We start from the raw sequence: 17,688 nt of genomic DNA on the forward strand, positions 1-17,688 counted from the left end.
ATACTAGGTTTTGCTGTTTTTTTCACCTACAATGGCGTCGCTTTTTAATCAGGGGTGATCATGTCGGGGACACTGGCATCACATTTGCGTCGATACGGACACTGGGTGTTATTCGCTTGGGTGCTGTCCCTTATGGGGCCGCTGGTTGTTCCGACGCAACCTGTTGTTAAAGATAACTTTGTTGTACTGCGCGTTTGTACATTGTTGAACGGTGTGCAGTTTGTCAAAGTTCCCCTATCCGACTATTCAGATAACAAAGTTAAAGATCATATCGGTCAATTACACGCCAGTTGTAAATGTGGTGTGAACGTCGATCATGCTCCTTTTGTCATGGCAGACATGGCCCTGCCAGAATCGAATTTTGCGCCAGTCCGCTGGACAATCCCTTATAATGAGCGCGTTATTGCGACTTTCGTGCCTCATTATCTGTCTCGTGCCCCCCCTTATACGGCTTCATGATTTAGCAATATTTTAGTTATTCAAAATTATTTAATGAACCTTGATGAGGGTTTGGTATGTCTGTTCGTCTTTTGACACGTATTGCAATGGCTGCCGCTGCAGTGTCGTCTTCTGTTGTGCTAGCGTCATCTCTTGAATTGGTTAATCCAGCGGTGCGCGCGATGCCACCGACTGCGTCCGCAACAGGGGCTTATGTCATGCTGCATAACAATAGTGAAACGCCACGAGCGCTGGTGGCAGTAGAAAGTGATGCAGCCAAGATGGCTGAGATCCATATTAGTGAGATGAAAGGGAACACCATGAGCATGCATCAGGTGGATGAAATTCCTGTACCTGCAAATGGGCATGCGGTACTAAAGCCTGGTGGCTATCACATTATGTTAATGGGACTTAAGAAGCCGCTAAAAGCAGGCGACGAGGTCGATTTTACCTTGGTGATGAAAAACGGTGAGCGTATTTCGATGACGGCTCCGGTTAAGTCACCTGAAGACATGGCCGCTTATGCTAAGGACAGCGCATCAATGGGCCATATGAATCACGGCGAGATGAAGCATAATGAGATGGAGATGCATGGGGATAAGCATCACGATCATTAATGTGAAGTAGGCTGGACCAGATTGGCAAGGTATACTGATCTGGTCCATACTAAAGAAAATCACGAGAAGGAGTGTGTGATGGACCTACCCGAAGGATCGTATATAGCGCGTTACCTCCCTAATGCTTTTTTCTCTGACCGTTGGACAATTACTGTACCGACTAAGCGAAATGTCACCGCAATGTCCCTGTACATAGAAAGTTTGCGACGTTTGCCTAGTTGGGCGAATGCTTTTATGCGCGTGCGCAATGTGTTGTGTCGGATGGTCGGATTAAAAGACATCGGTGTTTTCCATGAGGTGTTACGTATCAAACATCCTAATGACTATTTAGTCGGTGATCGCGTGGGGATTTTCTCGGTAGTCAGCAACGAACCTAATGAGGTGGTGCTGGAAGACTGTGATCGTCACCTTAATGTCCGTGTCTCGATGCAAATTATTCCATCCAATCAAGACAGCACATCGCAGGTATCGATTACCACGGTGGTGCATGCGCATAACTGGTTTGGTAAGGTGTATATGATTATCGTATACCCAGTTCATAAATTGATTCTGTGGCGCTCGACACGGCAAATAAAGTCTCTATTTCAATCGAATCGTTTTTTGATACTTCCTGATTAAATCTATCGCGCACGGAACGTTTGTATTTATTCTCTGGTCTACCCGTATTGAGCAAGCTATTATTCCAGCCAAATTTCAACGCGTGGCTCACGCAGCGTCAGAGGAGAAGCGTATGGAACGTCACTACATTCTCGGCTATGGCAGCCTCATTAGTTCAGAAAGTCGAGCAAAGACAGGTGAAACAGGCCAAGTATGGCCGGTGAAACTACACGGATTTGAGCGCCACTGGGCGATCATGTCACCCGCTTACGGTATGAGCTCGGTGGCGATCGTTAAAGCTGACGACAAAGCCTGCAATGGTGTGCTGATAGAAGTCCCTGAAGATCAGTTTCCGCTATTCGATGAGCGAGAAAAGGGCTATCAGCGTTCTGAAATTCAGTCCGCGCAATTGACCCCTTACTTAGATGAGTCGCTTCCAGAAGGCACTTTTTGGGTGTATCACACTGATGATGTGGTAGAGCCACATGATGAATGCCCGATCGCGTTGAGTTATGTTGATGTTATCTTGTCTGGGTGCTTAGAGCACGGTGATTCATTTGCAACGGACTTTTTGGCGTTGACCAAAGGCTGGCGAGCACCACTTAAGAACGACCGGACAGAGCCTTTATATCCGCGTGCACAACCTCACTTGTCTACCGAGCGACTCAATCGATTATTGGCGCCGGTAACGACCTTATCTATAAAAGAGTTAGCGATTACTTATGAGCCATAACCCTCCCAGCTTATTGCTGGAGCGCAATCAAGAAGCATTTACTGGCAAAGTACTGTTTGCCAACCCAGAAGACAGCTACCCTCAAACCTTATTATCTCAGGCAGAGGTGTTTGGTTGGTGTCAGTCACGTGCGGTATACGAAGAGTTGTGCCGTGTTGGAATGCCTGACACACAACTGCATTTTGGCGCACAGTGGGATAACTCGGTAGCGTCCGAATTTGACGACATCGTTATTTATCAGCCCAAAGCCAAAGAGCTGTTAGACTACTTGTTGGCAGCTACCCTGCCACACCTTAAAACAGGCGGTCAGGTGTGGCTAGTTGGGGACAATAAAAGTGGCGTTAAGTCGTCCATGAAACGGTTGGAGACCTACCTCGATGAAGTAGGAAAACACGACAGCGCTAAACATTGTTTGCTGTTCAGCGGTCGTAAGCAAGCTGAATGTGCGCCGTTTGACTTTGCCAAGTGGGTCACGACGTGGGAACAAGACATCGCGGGGCAACGCCTGACGCTATGCAGCATTCCAGGAGTGTTTGGTCACGGCAAACTAGATCGAGGAACGGCGATCCTGCTAGAGCAGTTGGCTGAGCACCGTTTCATGGCGGATGTGAAAAATGCACGCTTGCTTGATTTTGGTTGTGGTGATGGAATCATCAGTTTGTGGCTGCATCAACAGACAGGAGCGAACATCAGTGCATTGGATGATTCAGCATTAGCTCTGAAAGCGACAGAACTGACGTTTGCCGCCAATGATGCAAGCGATGCGCTGACATTGATCGCCTCTAATGGACTGAAGGACGTAAAGGGGCGCTTTAACTACGTTGTGACCAATCCGCCATTTCATACCGGAATGAATACCGACTACAGCATCGCCGAACGTTTCTTTATCGGTGTGAAACAGCACCTCACTTTAAATGGTGAACTGTTTGTGGTCGCAAATGACTTTTTGCGCTATGGGCCTTATATGGATGCTGCGTTGAGTAAGCATTCGCAACTGGTTCGTAAAAACGGCTTTGCTGTATATCATGCTCGGCAAAAACGTAGCTAACTGTTTGAGCGCAAGGCGTTGCAATGCGTCTTGCGCTTTTGGTTCGTTTTGGCCTCAGATTGCAAATAACCTGAGTAAATTAATCGAATACTGACACTCTCCATTGCTCAATTTCTATCGCACTGTATCTTAGTATTTATTAGTACTCATTAAAGGTATTGTGCATGGATGTTTTATTGACCATCTCCCAGTTAGTTATTCACTGGAGCGCGTTGATTGTGGTGCTGCTGTTATTGATCGGCATTCTCTATTTGGCGGTGCTCTATTGGATCGATGTTAAGCAGACTAAACATACTATTCGCCGAAACTATCCTGTCGTAGGGCGTATGCGTTATGTGCTGGAACATTTGGGTGAATTTTTCCGACAGTATTTTTTTGCATTAGATCGTGATGAGCGTCCTTTTAACCGAGCTGAGCGCTCTTGGGCATATCGTGCTGCTAAGCATGAAGACACCACGGTCGCATTTGGTTCGACCCGCTCCCTCGAGATCCCTGGCGATATCTTCTTTGTTAACAGTGTTTTCCCCAAACTCTCGGAAGAGGCACAACCACCTAAGGAAGTGTGCGTTGGAGAATTTACGGCGCGTAAGCCATATCGTACTAATTCGCTAGTCAATATTTCTGGGATGAGTTTTGGCGCACTGTCCAAGCCTGCTGTGCAAGCGCTATCGCGAGGCGCGAAAGCATCCGGAATTTGGATGAACACGGGGGAAGGCGGTTTATCTCCCTATCACCTCGAAGGCGGTTGCGACATCGTGTTTCAGATTGGAACCGCAAAATATGGCGTTCAAGACGATAAGGGGCATTTAGATCTTGAGCGACTAAAGAGCGTTACGGGTCATGATCAAGTCAAAATGGTTGAAATCAAACTGAGCCAAGGTGCGAAGCCTGGCAAAGGCGGAATGCTGCCCGGCGCAAAAGTGACGGCGGAGATAGCGGCAGTGCGCGCTATTAAAGAAGGTGAAGACTCGATCAGCCCTAACCGCCATGTGGATATTGAAACCACGGATGATTTACTGGATATGATTCATACGGTGCGTGATGTGAGTGGTAAACCGACAGGGATCAAAATGGTAGTTGGCGATCTCGCATTCTTTGATGAACTGTTTCAACGTGTTCACGAGCGTGGTTTGGATTATGCGCCTGATTTCATTACGCTGGACAGTGCCGATGGCGGAACGGGAGCCGCTCCTCAATCGTTGATGGACTTCGTAGGTATGACAGTACGTGAAAGCTTACCTGCTGTGGTAAATAAAGTGACTTCCTATGGTCTAAGAAAACGTATCAAAATCATAGCGACAGGCAAGCTTATTACGCCGGGTAAAGCCGCTTGGGCCTTTGCAATGGGGGCGGATTTTGTTGTCAGTGCACGTGGATTTTTGTTTTCGTTAGGCTGTATTCAAGCGTTGCGTTGCAACAAAAATACCTGCCCAACAGGTATCACGACCCACAATAAGTCGTTGCAGAAAGGACTCGTGCCGCAAGAAAAATCCGTGCGAGTGGCGAATTATGCGAATGAAATGGCGTACAGCATTAGTTTGATTGCTCATTCCTGCGGCGTCAGCGAAGCGAGACAGTTAGCTCGTAAACACGTGCGTTTAATTGAAGATCAGAGCCGTTCCAGCAATTATGCGGACTTGAATCCGTTGCCAAAGGAAGGGGCGAGCTTAGAAAAGTAATGCACTCATCAAGTGCCGATTAGATTCGTCGCGATAAATGGATATTGCTTCCAATCGGGGCTAGCGGTAAAGTTCAGACTCAAATTTATTAATCGAACTTCGGGGCGGGGTGAAATTCCCCACCGGCGGTGATTTTGCATAGCAAACAGCCCGCGAGCGCCTTCTTTTTTGAGAAGGGTCAGCAGATCAGGTGTGACTCCTGAGCCGACGGTATAGTCCGGATGAAAGAAGATCGACCAAGTCTCTCACGAATGTGACGGAGCGCCATGTGCGTCTTATCACTGTGGTGGGACAGTGGCGCTTTAGCATCTTTTGCTAACGGCGCTTTGTTTCTTGGCAGCTTAATCATCACCCCTGTGACTCTTATTATTGGAGAATGAGAGATGGCAGGTACTTTCTTTATCATGCTTGCGTGTTTTACGTGGGCGCTTGATACCCTTATCCGTTACCCCTTGCTGACCTCAGGTTACAGCACTTTGCAAGTGGTATTGCTTGAGCATTTTGTATTGGTATTGATTACGGCACCGCTGTTATGGCGTTATCGTCATCACTATCGCCAGCTCAGTAAAGCCTCTTGGGCGAGCGTATTTTTCATCGGTGGTGTCGGTTCTGCGTTAGGTACGCTGGCCTTTACCGAAGCCTTTCATTATTTGAACCCGACCGTCGTGATTTTACTGCAAAAGTTACAACCTGTAATTGCGGTCTTGCTCGCGTTTGGTTTGCTTAAAGAGCAGATACGCGGGCACTTTGTACGTTGGTCGGTGGTGATTTTGAGTGGCAGCTTGTTAATGATTGCGCCAGATATTTTGTCCCTCGGGGATGCGCGCTGGCATTATTCGGATGCAGAGATAGACATTCTGAAAGGATATGGTTTCACTTTACTTGCGGTGCTGGCTTGGGGCGCTGCTACCGTTTGCGGAAAGTATTTGTCGTATCAGAGTGTACCTGCCAATGCGATTATGTCAGGGCGTTTTCTGTCAGGGTTATTGGTGTTAGCAGTACTGTCGCTGGGCAACCGCGATAGTCTGACTACTATGGCGTTGGACGATATGAGTGCGCTGGTGGTCATGGCGCTCCTCAGCGGGTTGTTGGGGATGTGGTTGTATTATCAAGGACTGCGTACTGTTAGTGCCCAATTGGCGACGATGGTGGAGCTTACTTTTCCGGTATTTGCAGCGCTCATTAACTGGGTGTTTTTGGATATGTCATTGACCGTCTATCAAGTTGGCGGAGCATTGCTTTTGGTGGCAGGGAACATTGGTCTTCGGTTAAAAGATTTGCGTCACGCATCGCGTCATGAACTTACTGAGGTGCCAGCCTAAGGAAGACTGTCTTCTTAGTAGATAGCCATGATGGGCAACTAAGTTGCCCATCATGGCTATCTGATTAAGTTGATTATCCTAAGAAAGCGGTCACAGGTACTTCACTGTCTTCAAGACGACGTGTGTATACGTCCACTAACGTGGGGCCATCCGTCTCAAATGCTTCTTTTAGTGTTGCGGCTAGCTCGTTTGGATCCTCTACTTTCCATGATTTTAGTCCGTAAGCTTCGGCTACTTTGGCGTGGTCAGTGGTTGAGAATTCTGTAGAGAAATAGCGTTTACCAAAAGAGCGATCTTGCCCAGCACGTATCCAGCCGAAGCTTGAGTTGTTGAGCACAATTAGCGTCACAGGTAAGTTGTAGCGAACAATCGTTTCCAATTCACCGGATGAGAAACCAAAGCTGCCATCACCCATAACCCCCACAACTTTGCGTCCCGTATTAGCAAAATGAGCACCTACAACACCAGGTAAAGCAAAACCTAGACCTCCGTGAAAACGGTGGAATATGAATGAACGACCAGAGGATTGCGTTTCGAAAAATGCGCATAGAAATGGTGTAGGTGTGCCAGGGTCTGATACGACAATCGCGTCGTCAGGTAATGATTTTTGCAATTCCGTTACAAAGCGCTCACCGTAGATTGGTTGTTCATTCGATTGAGAGTAACGATCAAAACGTTCCTTTTTCTGTACTTTTGAGGCTGCAACCGCTTTTGGTCCCCACTCCGTCAATCTGCTCTTAGATTCTGTGGTGGCTAAGAGCGGAAGAAGCTGTGCTAAAGTCGCTTTCGCATCGCCCACTAAAGAAACATCCGTTAGGTAGTTGGCGCCGATCGATTTAGGATCGATATCGATATGCAGTATTTTTTTCTCGCCATTATGGGGATTAGTCCGTTTTTCACTTGTGACTGACCCAACACGACAGCCGACATATACGAGTGTGTCGGCTTCCCGTAAAACATCGCGTGCGCCGGCGGTTGAACCATTGGTGCCAATCGTTCCCATCGCTAGCGGATGGGTTTCGGTGATGGTTCCTTTCGCTGAAATTGTCGTGCCAATTGCTGCGCCTAATGTTTCAGCAACGGCTTGTAGTTCTTCTACCGCATTGGAATGCATGACTCCACCGCCGCAAATGATCGCAATTTTCTCTGACTCTAGTAGTAACTTAGCTGCTGCTTGCAGGTCCTCAGATGCTGGCAGGGTGCGGCGGCAAGGGAAATGACCAAACGACCCATCGCCCCAAACTTCCTCTGGGTCGAGCTCACCTTTTAACACATCGTATGGGAGGCCTAGATGTGCTGCGCCTGGTACGCCAGATGTCATAGCGTTAAAAGCGGCCCGTACCGCAGTCGGAACAACTTCAGGGGTCTCTGTTACGCGTGTGTATTTAGTGAAGGTTTTAAAAAGCGCTTCTTGATCACACTCAGTTAAAACAAAGCGATCTCGGCCTGCAACGGGTATATCAGAGGTAATAGCTAAGACGGGAATGGTAGTGCCATTGGCTTCGGCAATCCCTGGCACCATGTAGGTTGCCCCTGCGCCACTTGGTCCTTCTACGACACCGACACGATTTGTTAAGCGAGCATAGACATCCGCCATGTACGCAGCAGAGCGTTCATCGCGAGTTAGAATATGAGTTATGCCGTGCTCCAGTTTGGTAAGGCTGTCGTAAAATGGCAGGCTGGTATCACCACAGACCCCAAAAATATGTTTGACGCCCATTTTATCCAGCATCATGACTAAAGCATCTGCACCGGTAATTTTTTGCTTAACGTTTGACATAGAATCCTCTGTTTTAATTTGTTCGAGCAACCAAAAACGATTAGCCTGATGAAAGCGCGATGGACCCAAAACATTCGCTTTCCACCTGTTACCTGAGCTTGGTTGGCATAGTAGTTGATTAGTGTGAATTCAGTGTCCTATGCAATGCAGCCGGATATAACTATACAAATTATCGGATTTATGGGTGTTTCCGTCATTTTATTGGAGTGAATATGTCAAAGTGGTTTAAAAATGAATTAGATCGTAAGTTGGTAGCGCTACTTCAAGTCAATGCTAGAGAATCAACCAGCAGCTTGGCGAAGAAACTGGGAGTTGCTCGATCTACCGTTCATGAGCGGATAACAAGACTCGAAAAAACAGGTGTGATTACCGGATATTCGGCTGTTTTGAGTCGTAACCCATCGGAAGGTAATGTCCAAGCGATGGTGATGTTGTCCGTGGAGCAGCGCCGAGGTAAACAGGTGGTTGCGCGATTGAACAGCTTCCCTTCGGTGAAGGTGTGTCTTGCCGTGAATGGCAGCTATGACTACTTTCTCAGTATTGAAGAGCCTACATTGGAAGAGCTTGATGAGTTGCTAGATGAGATTGGAGATATTCCAGGAGTTGAGCGTTCAACGTCTTGGATTGTGCTCAGTCGAAAGTTTGACCGACGTTATAAAGAGGTATTGGAAATGGTCAAAACTCAAATGAGTGAAGTGGAAGAGTATTAGTTGTGAACAGAGAGGCTCGTAGAGGGGATTTACACGAACTTTGAAATGATCATTTTCAGAAATAAAAGTGTCATTTCCGTACCATTGCGCGTTTTAGGCGTCATAATGATGGGTTTTTGAAAAAAGTCGTCATTTTGTATAGTGCAATACTCAAAAGTAGGTGGTTATATAATTAAGCCGTCAAAAAATATCATGAATAAGGAATAACGAAATGCATAAAAAAACAATTTTAAACAGCACTAAAGCCGTCTTAGGTGGCATCACCTTAGCGTTATCTAGTGTGTCATTCGCAGCTGATACATGGGATATGCCTTTGGCGTACTCAGCATCAAACTATCATTCTGTGATAGCAAAAGAGTTTGCTGAGCAAGTTACCGGCGCTCAAGATGAAATTGAAGTTATCACACACCCTTCAGGTTCATTATTCAAAGGTGGTGAGATTTACAGCTCTGTGCGTCGAGGGTTAGCGCCTATTGGTGAGCGTTTGATCTCTGCGCTAAGTAATGAAGATCCAATTTATTCTATCGATGCCGTTCCGTTCCTTGCTACGGACTTTGATTCCTCTTGGAGGCTTTATCAAGCGTCTAAGCCTGCGATGGAAGAAGTTCTTAAAAAGCATCGCTTGAAATTGCTTTATTCAATTCCTTGGCCTCCACAAGGTTTATATGCCAGCAAGGAAATTAATTCTGTGGCGGATATGAAAGGCTTAACGTTCCGTGCGTACAACCCAGCGACGTCTAAGATTGCCGAAATGATGGGAGCTATCCCAACGAAAGTTGAAGCTGCGGAAGTATCGCAAGCCTTTGCTACAGGTGTCGCGGAAAGCATGTTGTCGTCTGGTTCTACAGGTTACGATCAGAAACTGTGGGAACATGTAGATTACTGGTACGACGTGAAAGCGTGGTTACCTAAAAACATGGTTTTTGTGAACGTTCGTGCATGGAACCAGCTATCTCCAGAGACACAAGACGTTATTCTTAAAGCATCTGCCGATGCAGAGAAAAAAGGTTGGGCAAAAGCTCGCGAATTGGCTGATTGGTACAAAAAAGAATTGGCTGCAAATGGTATGACAGTGCAGGAAGCGTCTCCGAAACTGAAGTCTGATTTGCAAGCTATCGGTGTCACTATGACAAACGACTGGCTTAAAGAGGCTGGTGAAAAAGGTCAGTCTGTAATAGAAGCTTATAAGGCCATGTAACTTCTAAGAGGGGGCGGTTCCGCCCTCTCTTCTGTCTCGATATCTGCAGGATTTTTATATGAATTTATGTCTGTGCGGTAAAGCTCTGGATTGGCTATATAGGGTATCTGGTGCTTTGGCTGCGTTATGTTTAATAGGAATGACGCTGTGCGTTATATCAAGCATCGTTAGTCGGTTGCTTGGGTTGTATGTGCCAGGAACGACAGAAATTGCTGGATATCTTATGGCTGCGGCAAACTGTCTCGCCCTTGCGTATACATTTAGGGGTAAGGCCCACATTCAAGTAACACTTTTTATTGAGAAAATGGCAGTTAAAAATCAGCGCTTCTTTGCTTTTTTTTCATTGTTTATCACTGCAATTGTGACGATCTACTTAGCTTACTACATGTCTAGGCTCGCATATTTTTCTTGGGATTTTCATGAGGTTAGCGATGGATCGATAGCGTTTCCTCTTTGGATTCCTCAAAGTATTGTGGCACTAGGAACCATTTTTTTTGCAATCAGTGTCGTCCACTCCTTGTTTGATTTAAACCAGTTTAGTAAAGAAGCCGATGCGTCAGCGTCAGGAGACGTGCTATGAATGAGATCTTGTTAGCACTGTCTTTATTAGTTGTGCTGTTTTTTCTATTGGGGTCTGGCGTATGGGTTGGTGCTAGCCTTATTGGGTGCGCTATTGTCGGAATGGAGTTGTTTACTAACCGCCCGACGGGTGACGCGATGGCGATTACGATTTGGGGGTCAATATCAACCTGGACCTTGACGTCGCTTCCTTTGTTTATTTGGATGGGAGAAATTCTATTCAGAACGAAATTATCTGAAACGCTATTTCGAGGTCTAACGCCTTGGATGTATCGTCTTCCAGGTGGGTTATTGCATGTGAACATCACGGGTTCCGCCGTATTTGCCGCCATATCTGGGTCGTCTGCTGCGACCGTTGCTACCGTCGGTAAAATGTCGATCCCTGAGCTTAAAAAACGTCAATATTCTGACCGAATGATAGTCGGAACGCTGGCTGGAGCTGGGACATTAGGCCTATTGATACCGCCTTCAGTCTCTCTGATTATTTATGCGGTAACGGTTAATGAGTCGATCGCTAAACTGTTCATGGCAGGCGTTTTGCCAGGGCTTATGTTGGCGGGTTTGTTTATGGGCTATGTGATGGTGATATCATTTATTCGCAAGTCTGGAGACACGGATGACCTGTCATTTACATTCGCCGATAAACTTAAAGCTCTAATGAGTTTAAGCCCCATTATCGCTCTGATTATTGGTGTTATTGGGTCGATTTATACCGGTGTTGCGACCGCAACAGAAGCGGCTGTGCTTGGGGTTGTCGGGTCATTGCTCATCGCTATTTATCATAAAAGCCTAACTTGGATCAGTTTTAGGGATTCTTTAATGGGAGCCGTGAAGACTTCCAGTATGATCGCATTCATTTTGATGGGGGCACACTTCCTATCGCTTGCAATGGGGTTTACTGGTTTGCCTCGTCATTTAGCTGAATTTATTGGTGGACTAGATTTATCACCGCTTATGTTGATCGTATGCTTAACCATCTTCTACATCATATTAGGGTGTTTTTTAGATGGGTTGTCTTCTATTGTGTTGACCATGGCCGTGATAGAGCCTTTGGTTCGCCAAGCTGGCTTCGACATGATTTGGTTTGGTATCTACCTAATGATTGTTGTAGAGATGGCGCAGATTACTCCACCAGTTGGATTTAATTTGTTTGTATTGCAATCAATGACGGGTCATAACATGGCATTTATTGCTCGAGCAGCATTTCCTATGTTTTTGTTAATGATCTTAGCCGTCTTTATATTGGTTTGGTTTCCTGAAATCGCGACATATTTACCACAAGCCATGAGATAGAAAAAAACCAGTAATCAACAGGGTTATAGAGGTTATATCTATAACCCTGCCTATTAATTTAATAGGCTCGATTTTATAATAAGAGATTTAATTTTAAATTAATATTATTGATGTGAGTTTTTGAACCAGTTTATAGCTTGAATAACATCAAATACTGGTAGGTTTGTAGCCTTTTTAATAGCATCAATGTAGGGTGAAAGATTTGTACACTCTAATACTATAATTTTTATGTCTTTATTGTTTTTTATTAGATTCAAAGAAGATTCTACAACTTCATTTTTTGCAGTATCAACGTCGAAATCAAGGTGATCATTTTTTATGGCTTTATAAAGCACACTGTCTTTTGAGATGTCGCTTATTATAATGTCATCTGAATAATGGCCGCCAAAATGTCTGTTGTTTAATTGTTTTGCGTCAAAAGTGAGAACCCCAATTTTGTCCTCTTTTTTATTAAGAAATGTACGAGCAAAAGGGATGGTAAGTAGTGAGCTGGTTAAAATAGGTACGTGCGTTAGGGATTTAAGTTCATCTTGCATTTCACCAAGAAATCCACAGCTGGTGGTTATCAAGTCAACTTTTTGATTTTCAAGGTTTTTGATTGATTTCAAAATGTCGTTCTTAACACTTTCTGAGACGCCATCTCGGGTGATGATTGCACTGACTGCTGCGGACTCTACTCGCTCATAATGAACAGGAAAGGGAAATGTTTTTGCGTTACCGATATCACCCAAAATTCTAGGGAAATTTGTATTAAGCATAATAACGCCAACGGAAAATTCTTTTTCTTCGGTGGACATGTTTTATCCTTTTTTAGTGAAAATTTTTGTGAGGTTTTAAGTGCAAGAGGTTTATGTTTTAGGCTCCGGTATTGTTGGAGTTAGCTGTGGCTTAAGCTTAATAGAAAAAGGTTTTGATGTCACCTTGGTTGATAAGTCAGACAAGGTAAAAGAAACGTCTTATGGTAATGCGGGTGTTATTGCTAGAAGCTCGGCATATGTAATTAATAACAAAAATTTAATTCCTAATTTAAAGGGGTATATATTTAATAAGAGCCCAAGTGTCAGGATTGGATATCATTACCTCGCTAAAAATATTGGTTGGGCAACACAATTTTTATGGCAATCCTTTGAAAAGCGCTCAGAGATTAATATGACGCACCTAGATGGTCTAATATCAGTAGCGTTAAATGAACATAAAAAGTGGCTCATGAAGGCAGGTGAAATGTCTCGGCTAAGGGAAACTGGTTGGCTGAAATTGTTTCGCAGTCAAAACGCCGATATTGCAACTCAATATGAGCAATCAATTTATCGTCGCTTTGGCATCGATTATGAGTGCCTTGATCGAGACGCCATTATGGCGCTGGAGCCAGGTTTGAAGCCAATTTATAACAGCGGTCTTTATATTAAAGATACAGCATCGGTTGACCACCCTGGGGAGGTCACGCAAGCTTACATTGACCTTTTCATATCTCTTGGAGGCAAGGTTATTAGGGATTCGATTTCACGGTTGTCCCATAGTCCAGATGGTGGTTATATCTTGCATGGACAAACCGATTACTCTGCGCCACAACTCGTGCTAGCAGCGGGCCCTTGGTCCAATGATTTACTCGGAACAATAGCAAAGCCTTTGCCTATGTGCTTTGAACGTGGATACCATGAGCGTTACGAAATCCCCGAGGGAAAGCAAGTTACTCGTCCTATTTATGATGTGGAGCGGGGTTTTGTCGTAACTCCCACAACAAAAGGCTATCGTTTAAGCTCGGGTTCTGAGTTAAAAGATAAGAATGCTCCTTGGTCACCTGATCAATTGCGAAGCATCTCCAAGCCCGCTCATGAAGCGGTTAACTTTGGGCCGGTTATCAAGGATTCTTTATGGGCAGGTTGCCGCCCAACATTGCCGGACTCACTCCCAGCTATCGGTGCTTACCCTGGAAAATTAGGGTTATGGTTGGCTTTTGGTCATCAACATGTTGGCTTCAGTACCGGACCAGCAACAGGGCGTTTGATTGCAGAGATGATCGCCAGCGAAACGACTTTCATTGACGCTCAGCCTTTCCAACCATCTCGTTTTTTTTGAGGTAAGCAATGCAACGTGCACTGGGTTTAACATGGGATTACTTTAAATCGAATACCGGCTATGGAGTGGCGTTAGGTTGTGTGCTTTATCTGTTGGCGTTGGTCCCGTATATGAGTGGCTTGCTGGTGCTCGCCAGTGTTGTGTACTGGGCGGTTTTCATTTCTTCATGGAGGCGGTTAAATCGTCGTAACAAGCGCCAGATTATCGGTCTCTTAGCGATAGGCATGGCTGCGCTGATGCTTGCGATGCTAAATTCTGTTGCGATTCCTGTGTTGTCGCTATTGCAAGGCAATCTTCCGATCGTAGCGATGTTAACAGGCGTGTCTTTGCTCGGCTTGCTGCCAGATACAACAAAACCTAAGTCACCTATCCTTGGGGTGAAAGGGGTTATTAGCACTTGGTACAGTATTCAATTGTTGAGCTCAGTGATCAATATGTCGGCGCTGTTTGTCGTCGGCGATAAGCTACAACGTCAATCGAGTGAGCTCAGTCTACCGCAATATTCTGTTATGATCCGTGCGCTGTCGAGTACGGCGCTGCTGTCCCCATTTTTTGCTTCCATGGCGGTCGCACTGTCTGTTGCGCCAGAAGCTGAATTCCACCAATTGGCGACGATTGGCTTGCCTGTTGCTCTGCTAGCCTGTGGCGTGTCAATCTGGGAGTTTAAACGAAAACAGATACTGACAAGTTTTTCCGGCTTTCCATTAGCGCTTAGCTCGTTAATATTTCCCGTTTTTTTGGCGCTACTGGTATTGGTTTTTCACTATATTCTAATGCCTGATTTAGCGATTTTGGCGATTGTTACCTTACTCAGCCCATTAGCCGTGGTGGTCGTGCTCTTTATCACGGGTGGACCTCGTCATACGAAGCAGCGTTTACGCGACCATGCTCAGATACGACTGTCTAACATGGGAAATGAGGTGTCACTGTTCTTGGCAGCAGGGTTCTTAACGACGACAGTGAGTTTGGCACTTAAAGGTGTGTTAGGTGAGGGCTGGTCGTTGTTTGATCAGTTTGGGTTTGTGGAGGCGTATGTTTGCTACTTGGCAATATGCGCGACAGCCATAGTCGGGTTACACCCCATCATTGGTATTTCCATGATGAGCTCAATGGTCCCCGCTCACGCTGCAGACAATACTTTACTGGCATTTGTCTGCTTGTGTGCTTGGGCAGTGGGGACCGCAGTGGGACCATTGTCGGGCATCAATCTTTCCGTCTCGGGGAAATACGGTGTAGACAATATCTTAATTGCCCGATTCAATTGGTTTTATGGTGCCATCATGTCTCTCTTCGTTGGCGTCGCGATGTTTGTTTTTTCTTGGATGCTGTAGCACTGGGCAGCCGCCTAGAGGCGCGCTAGGAGCGACGCCATGTGTGATATTTTTCCAATATGCGCAGTGCGAACTCTGGAGCATGTGCCTTTTTCCACTCACCCGCCGCGTATTTGTTGGCTTCGGCCCAAGTTGGGTAGGCGTGAATGGTGCCAAGCACCTTATTCAGACCTAAGTTGTGCTTCATTGCCAACACGAATTCAGGCAGCATTTCGCCCGCATTTTCTGACACGATGGTCACACCTAATATGCGATCTTTCTTCGGTGTCGTCAGAATCTTGACGACACCATCGGCACTGCTTTCTGCAATGGCTCGATCGAGGTCAGATATGTCGTATTCGACCACTTCATATTCTATATTTTGCGCTGTCGCTTCTCGCTCATTTAGACCGACACGTGCGACCTGTGGTTCTACAAATGTGACCGCAGGAATGACGCGATAGTCGGCTTTAAAGCGTTTGAGGTGCCCAAAGAGTGCGTTAACGCTCGCGTACCAAGCCTGATGCGCTGCAACGTGAGTCAGTTGGTAAGGCCCAGCCACATCGCCTGCGGCGAAGATGTTCGGTAACAGCGTTTCTAAGTAGTCGTTTGTTTCTATGGTCCGGTTGGTTTCGATACCAAGCTCTTCTAAGCCAAAGCCTTTTAGCCTAGCCGCACGACCCAGAGCAACGATGACATAGTCAAACTCCAGCGAATGCGTCTCGTCGTGCTGTGTAACGCGAGCCGTTGGTTGGTTGCCATCGTTGGCGAAGGCAACGACTTCGCTGTGTAACCTTACATCAATGCCTTCGCTGGTAAGCCGTTTCGTGACGCGATCACCGATATCTCGATCCTCACGACCGAGTAGCTGCTCACCACGTTCTACTAATGTGACCTGACTACCGAGACGGTTAAACGCCTGAGCCAGCTCACAGCCGATCGGGCCGCCGCCCATCACCAAAAGGTTTTTCGGTGGCGTGTCTAACTCCGCAAAGGTATGCCAGAGGGTGTCGCTGGTGACATGAGGTACGTCTTGGATACCCTCAATCTCAGGCACAAATGGGCTGGCCCCGGTCGCAATGATGATGCTGCGTGTTGTGAGGCGCTCCGTGTCGCCATTGTCTTGCGTCAACTCTACCGTCCAAGGGTCAATCATTTTGGCATGTCCTTGACGTACATCGACACCGAAGCCGCTATAACGCTCGACACTGTCATGCGGTTCAATGTCCGCAATCACCTTTTGAATTCGAGCCATGACTTTCTTGAACGAGAAAGTGGCTGTTTGTGCATCAAGTCCGTACTTTTCGGCATCCTTCATTTGCGCGGCAACGTGGGCGCTTTTTATCAAGGCTTTACTTGGAACACAGCCGTAGTTAAGGCAATCGCCCCCCATTTTATGTTGCTCGATGAGCGTTACTTTTGCTTTAACGGTTGCCGCTATGTAAGCGCTTACTAATCCTGCTGCCCCTGCTCCAATAACAATCAGATTGCGATCATAGTGCTTAGGTCGAGTGTATTGCTGATATACACGGCGAGCTTTGATGACGTTAAGAATAGTTTTAGCAACCCAAGGGAAAATCCCTAATAATACGAACGACAGTAACAAGCTCGGTGACAGGATTCCTTGAAGGCTGTCCAATTGTGCTAGTTGTGTCCCTGCGTTAACGTACACCGCCGTACCAATGAACATGCCCACTTGGCTAACCCAGTAGAACGTCCATGTTTTGATGGGCGTTAGTCCCATCAATAAGTTGATTAAGAAAAACGGAAAAACTGGCACCAATCTAAGCGTAAAGAGATAGAAGCCGCCATCGCGTTTCACACCTTCGTTAATGGTTTCGAGGCGCTGACTGAACCGTGTTTGAACCCAATCTTGAAATAGAAAGCGAGAGAATAAAAAGGCGAGTGTTGCGCCCAGCGTGCTGGCAAATGAAATAAGCACGAGCCCCCAAGCCAAGCCAAACAGTGCGCCGCCAGCAAGCGTAAGAACCGCCGCGCCCGGTAAAGAGAGGGCGGTCACTAGGACATAGATGGTAAAGAACGCCAAGGACACTAATAACGGTGATGCATCACGCCATTGTTGGAATTGGTCTAAGTTCGCTTTGATCGATTCTAACGTTAGCAGATGATGAAATTGGGTCAGCGCGACGGCTCCGAGTGCAATTATGATCAGTGCTACAAGAGCCTTTTTCATTGTGTATCCTCTGTGGCAGATTGAAGGTTTAAATGGAAATACGTTATCGAGTTAGCATTAGACGTCTAATAAAGGATGTTCTTACACTATATCTGTTGTAGCGATTTAAATCGT

Annotated in this window: 16 protein-coding genes and 1 riboswitch; of the genes, 13 read left to right on the forward strand and 3 right to left on the reverse strand. The window is 46.2% G+C overall.

All coding sequences use genetic code 11. The features are described from left to right. Nucleotides 1-60: 60 nt before the first annotated feature. The 7 genes from DN730_RS06190 to DN730_RS06220 all read left to right on the forward strand — a co-directional run bounded on the left by DN730_RS06190 (nt 61) and on the right by DN730_RS06220 (nt 6,434). A complete protein-coding gene (locus DN730_RS06190; RefSeq protein ID WP_115467230.1) occupies nt 61-459 on the forward strand; it encodes a hypothetical protein in 399 nt (132 codons plus the stop codon). Between the two features lie 56 nt (nt 460-515). Further along, the gene (locus DN730_RS06195) at nt 516-1,055 is read left to right on the forward strand and encodes a copper chaperone PCu(A)C (RefSeq protein WP_115467231.1); all 540 of its coding nucleotides are present in this window, start codon (nt 516-518) and stop codon (nt 1,053-1,055) included. A 78-nt stretch (nt 1,056-1,133) separates the two neighbouring features. Beyond that, the gene (locus DN730_RS06200) at nt 1,134-1,673 is read left to right on the forward strand and encodes a DUF2867 domain-containing protein (RefSeq protein WP_115467232.1); all 540 of its coding nucleotides are present in this window, start codon (nt 1,134-1,136) and stop codon (nt 1,671-1,673) included. A gap of 112 nt (nt 1,674-1,785) precedes the next feature. Continuing rightward, entirely contained in the window at nt 1,786-2,385 is a 600-nt protein-coding gene (locus DN730_RS06205; protein ID WP_115467233.1) for a gamma-glutamylcyclotransferase family protein, read from the forward strand. Then, complete coding sequence (locus DN730_RS06210; protein ID WP_115467234.1) at nt 2,375-3,433, forward strand: class I SAM-dependent methyltransferase; 1,059 nt, start codon at nt 2,375-2,377, stop codon at nt 3,431-3,433. Before DN730_RS06205 ends, DN730_RS06210 begins: the two co-directional genes overlap by 11 nt. A 164-nt stretch (nt 3,434-3,597) precedes the next feature. Beyond that, entirely contained in the window at nt 3,598-5,112 is a 1,515-nt protein-coding gene (locus DN730_RS06215; RefSeq protein WP_115467235.1) for an FMN-binding glutamate synthase family protein, read from the forward strand. Between the two features lie 91 nt (nt 5,113-5,203). Continuing rightward, a riboswitch (FMN riboswitch) is annotated at nt 5,204-5,349 on the forward strand. A gap of 146 nt (nt 5,350-5,495) precedes the next feature. Continuing rightward, nucleotides 5,496-6,434, forward strand: a complete 939-nt coding sequence (locus DN730_RS06220; protein WP_115467236.1) for a DMT family transporter — start codon at nt 5,496-5,498, stop codon at nt 6,432-6,434. A gap of 73 nt (nt 6,435-6,507) precedes the next feature. Here DN730_RS06220 and DN730_RS06225 read toward each other — a convergent pair whose 3' ends face one another. Continuing rightward, nucleotides 6,508-8,214, reverse strand: a complete 1,707-nt coding sequence (locus DN730_RS06225; protein WP_115467500.1) for a thiamine pyrophosphate-binding protein — start codon at nt 8,212-8,214, stop codon at nt 6,508-6,510. A gap of 212 nt (nt 8,215-8,426) precedes the next feature. Between DN730_RS06225 and DN730_RS06230 the strand changes: the two genes are divergently transcribed. The 4 genes from DN730_RS06230 to DN730_RS06245 all read left to right on the forward strand — a co-directional run bounded on the left by DN730_RS06230 (nt 8,427) and on the right by DN730_RS06245 (nt 11,994). Then, nucleotides 8,427-8,924, forward strand: coding sequence for an Lrp/AsnC family transcriptional regulator (locus tag DN730_RS06230; RefSeq protein ID WP_115467237.1), 498 nt, complete (start codon nt 8,427-8,429; stop codon nt 8,922-8,924). Nucleotides 8,925-9,135: 211 nt separating this feature from the next. After that, the gene (locus DN730_RS06235; protein WP_115467238.1) at nt 9,136-10,122 is read left to right on the forward strand and encodes a TRAP transporter substrate-binding protein; all 987 of its coding nucleotides are present in this window, start codon (nt 9,136-9,138) and stop codon (nt 10,120-10,122) included. A gap of 58 nt (nt 10,123-10,180) precedes the next feature. Next, nucleotides 10,181-10,702: a TRAP transporter small permease gene (locus DN730_RS06240; protein ID WP_115467239.1), complete on the forward strand. Its 522-nt coding sequence runs from the start codon at nt 10,181-10,183 to the stop codon at nt 10,700-10,702. After that, nucleotides 10,699-11,994, forward strand: coding sequence for a TRAP transporter large permease (locus DN730_RS06245; protein ID WP_115467240.1), 1,296 nt, complete (start codon nt 10,699-10,701; stop codon nt 11,992-11,994). The genes DN730_RS06240 and DN730_RS06245 overlap by 4 nt, the downstream gene beginning before the upstream one ends. Before the next feature lie 104 nt (nt 11,995-12,098). On the opposite strand, the gene DN730_RS06250 is transcribed toward DN730_RS06245, so the two are convergent. Continuing rightward, complete coding sequence (locus DN730_RS06250) at nt 12,099-12,791, reverse strand: aspartate/glutamate racemase family protein (protein WP_115467241.1); 693 nt, start codon at nt 12,789-12,791, stop codon at nt 12,099-12,101. 40 nt (nt 12,792-12,831) lie between these two features. Here DN730_RS06250 and DN730_RS06255 point away from each other — a divergent pair, with 40 nt between their 5' ends. Both DN730_RS06255 and DN730_RS06260 read left to right on the forward strand, forming a co-directional pair. Next, nucleotides 12,832-14,070: an NAD(P)/FAD-dependent oxidoreductase gene (locus tag DN730_RS06255; RefSeq protein WP_115467242.1), complete on the forward strand. Its 1,239-nt coding sequence runs from the start codon at nt 12,832-12,834 to the stop codon at nt 14,068-14,070. 8 nt (nt 14,071-14,078) lie between these two features. After that, nucleotides 14,079-15,401: a hypothetical protein gene (locus DN730_RS06260; RefSeq protein ID WP_115467243.1), complete on the forward strand. Its 1,323-nt coding sequence runs from the start codon at nt 14,079-14,081 to the stop codon at nt 15,399-15,401. 25 nt (nt 15,402-15,426) lie between these two features. Here the strand turns inward: DN730_RS06260 and DN730_RS06265 are convergent, their stop codons facing one another. Further along, nucleotides 15,427-17,574, reverse strand: a complete 2,148-nt coding sequence (locus tag DN730_RS06265; RefSeq protein WP_115467244.1) for an FAD-dependent oxidoreductase — start codon at nt 17,572-17,574, stop codon at nt 15,427-15,429. Nucleotides 17,575-17,688 lie beyond the last annotated feature (114 nt).

Origin of the sequence: Marinomonas piezotolerans, from assembly GCF_003362755.1 — a bacterium.
GTDB classification, from domain to species: Bacteria; Pseudomonadota; Gammaproteobacteria; order Pseudomonadales; family Marinomonadaceae; genus Marinomonas; species Marinomonas piezotolerans.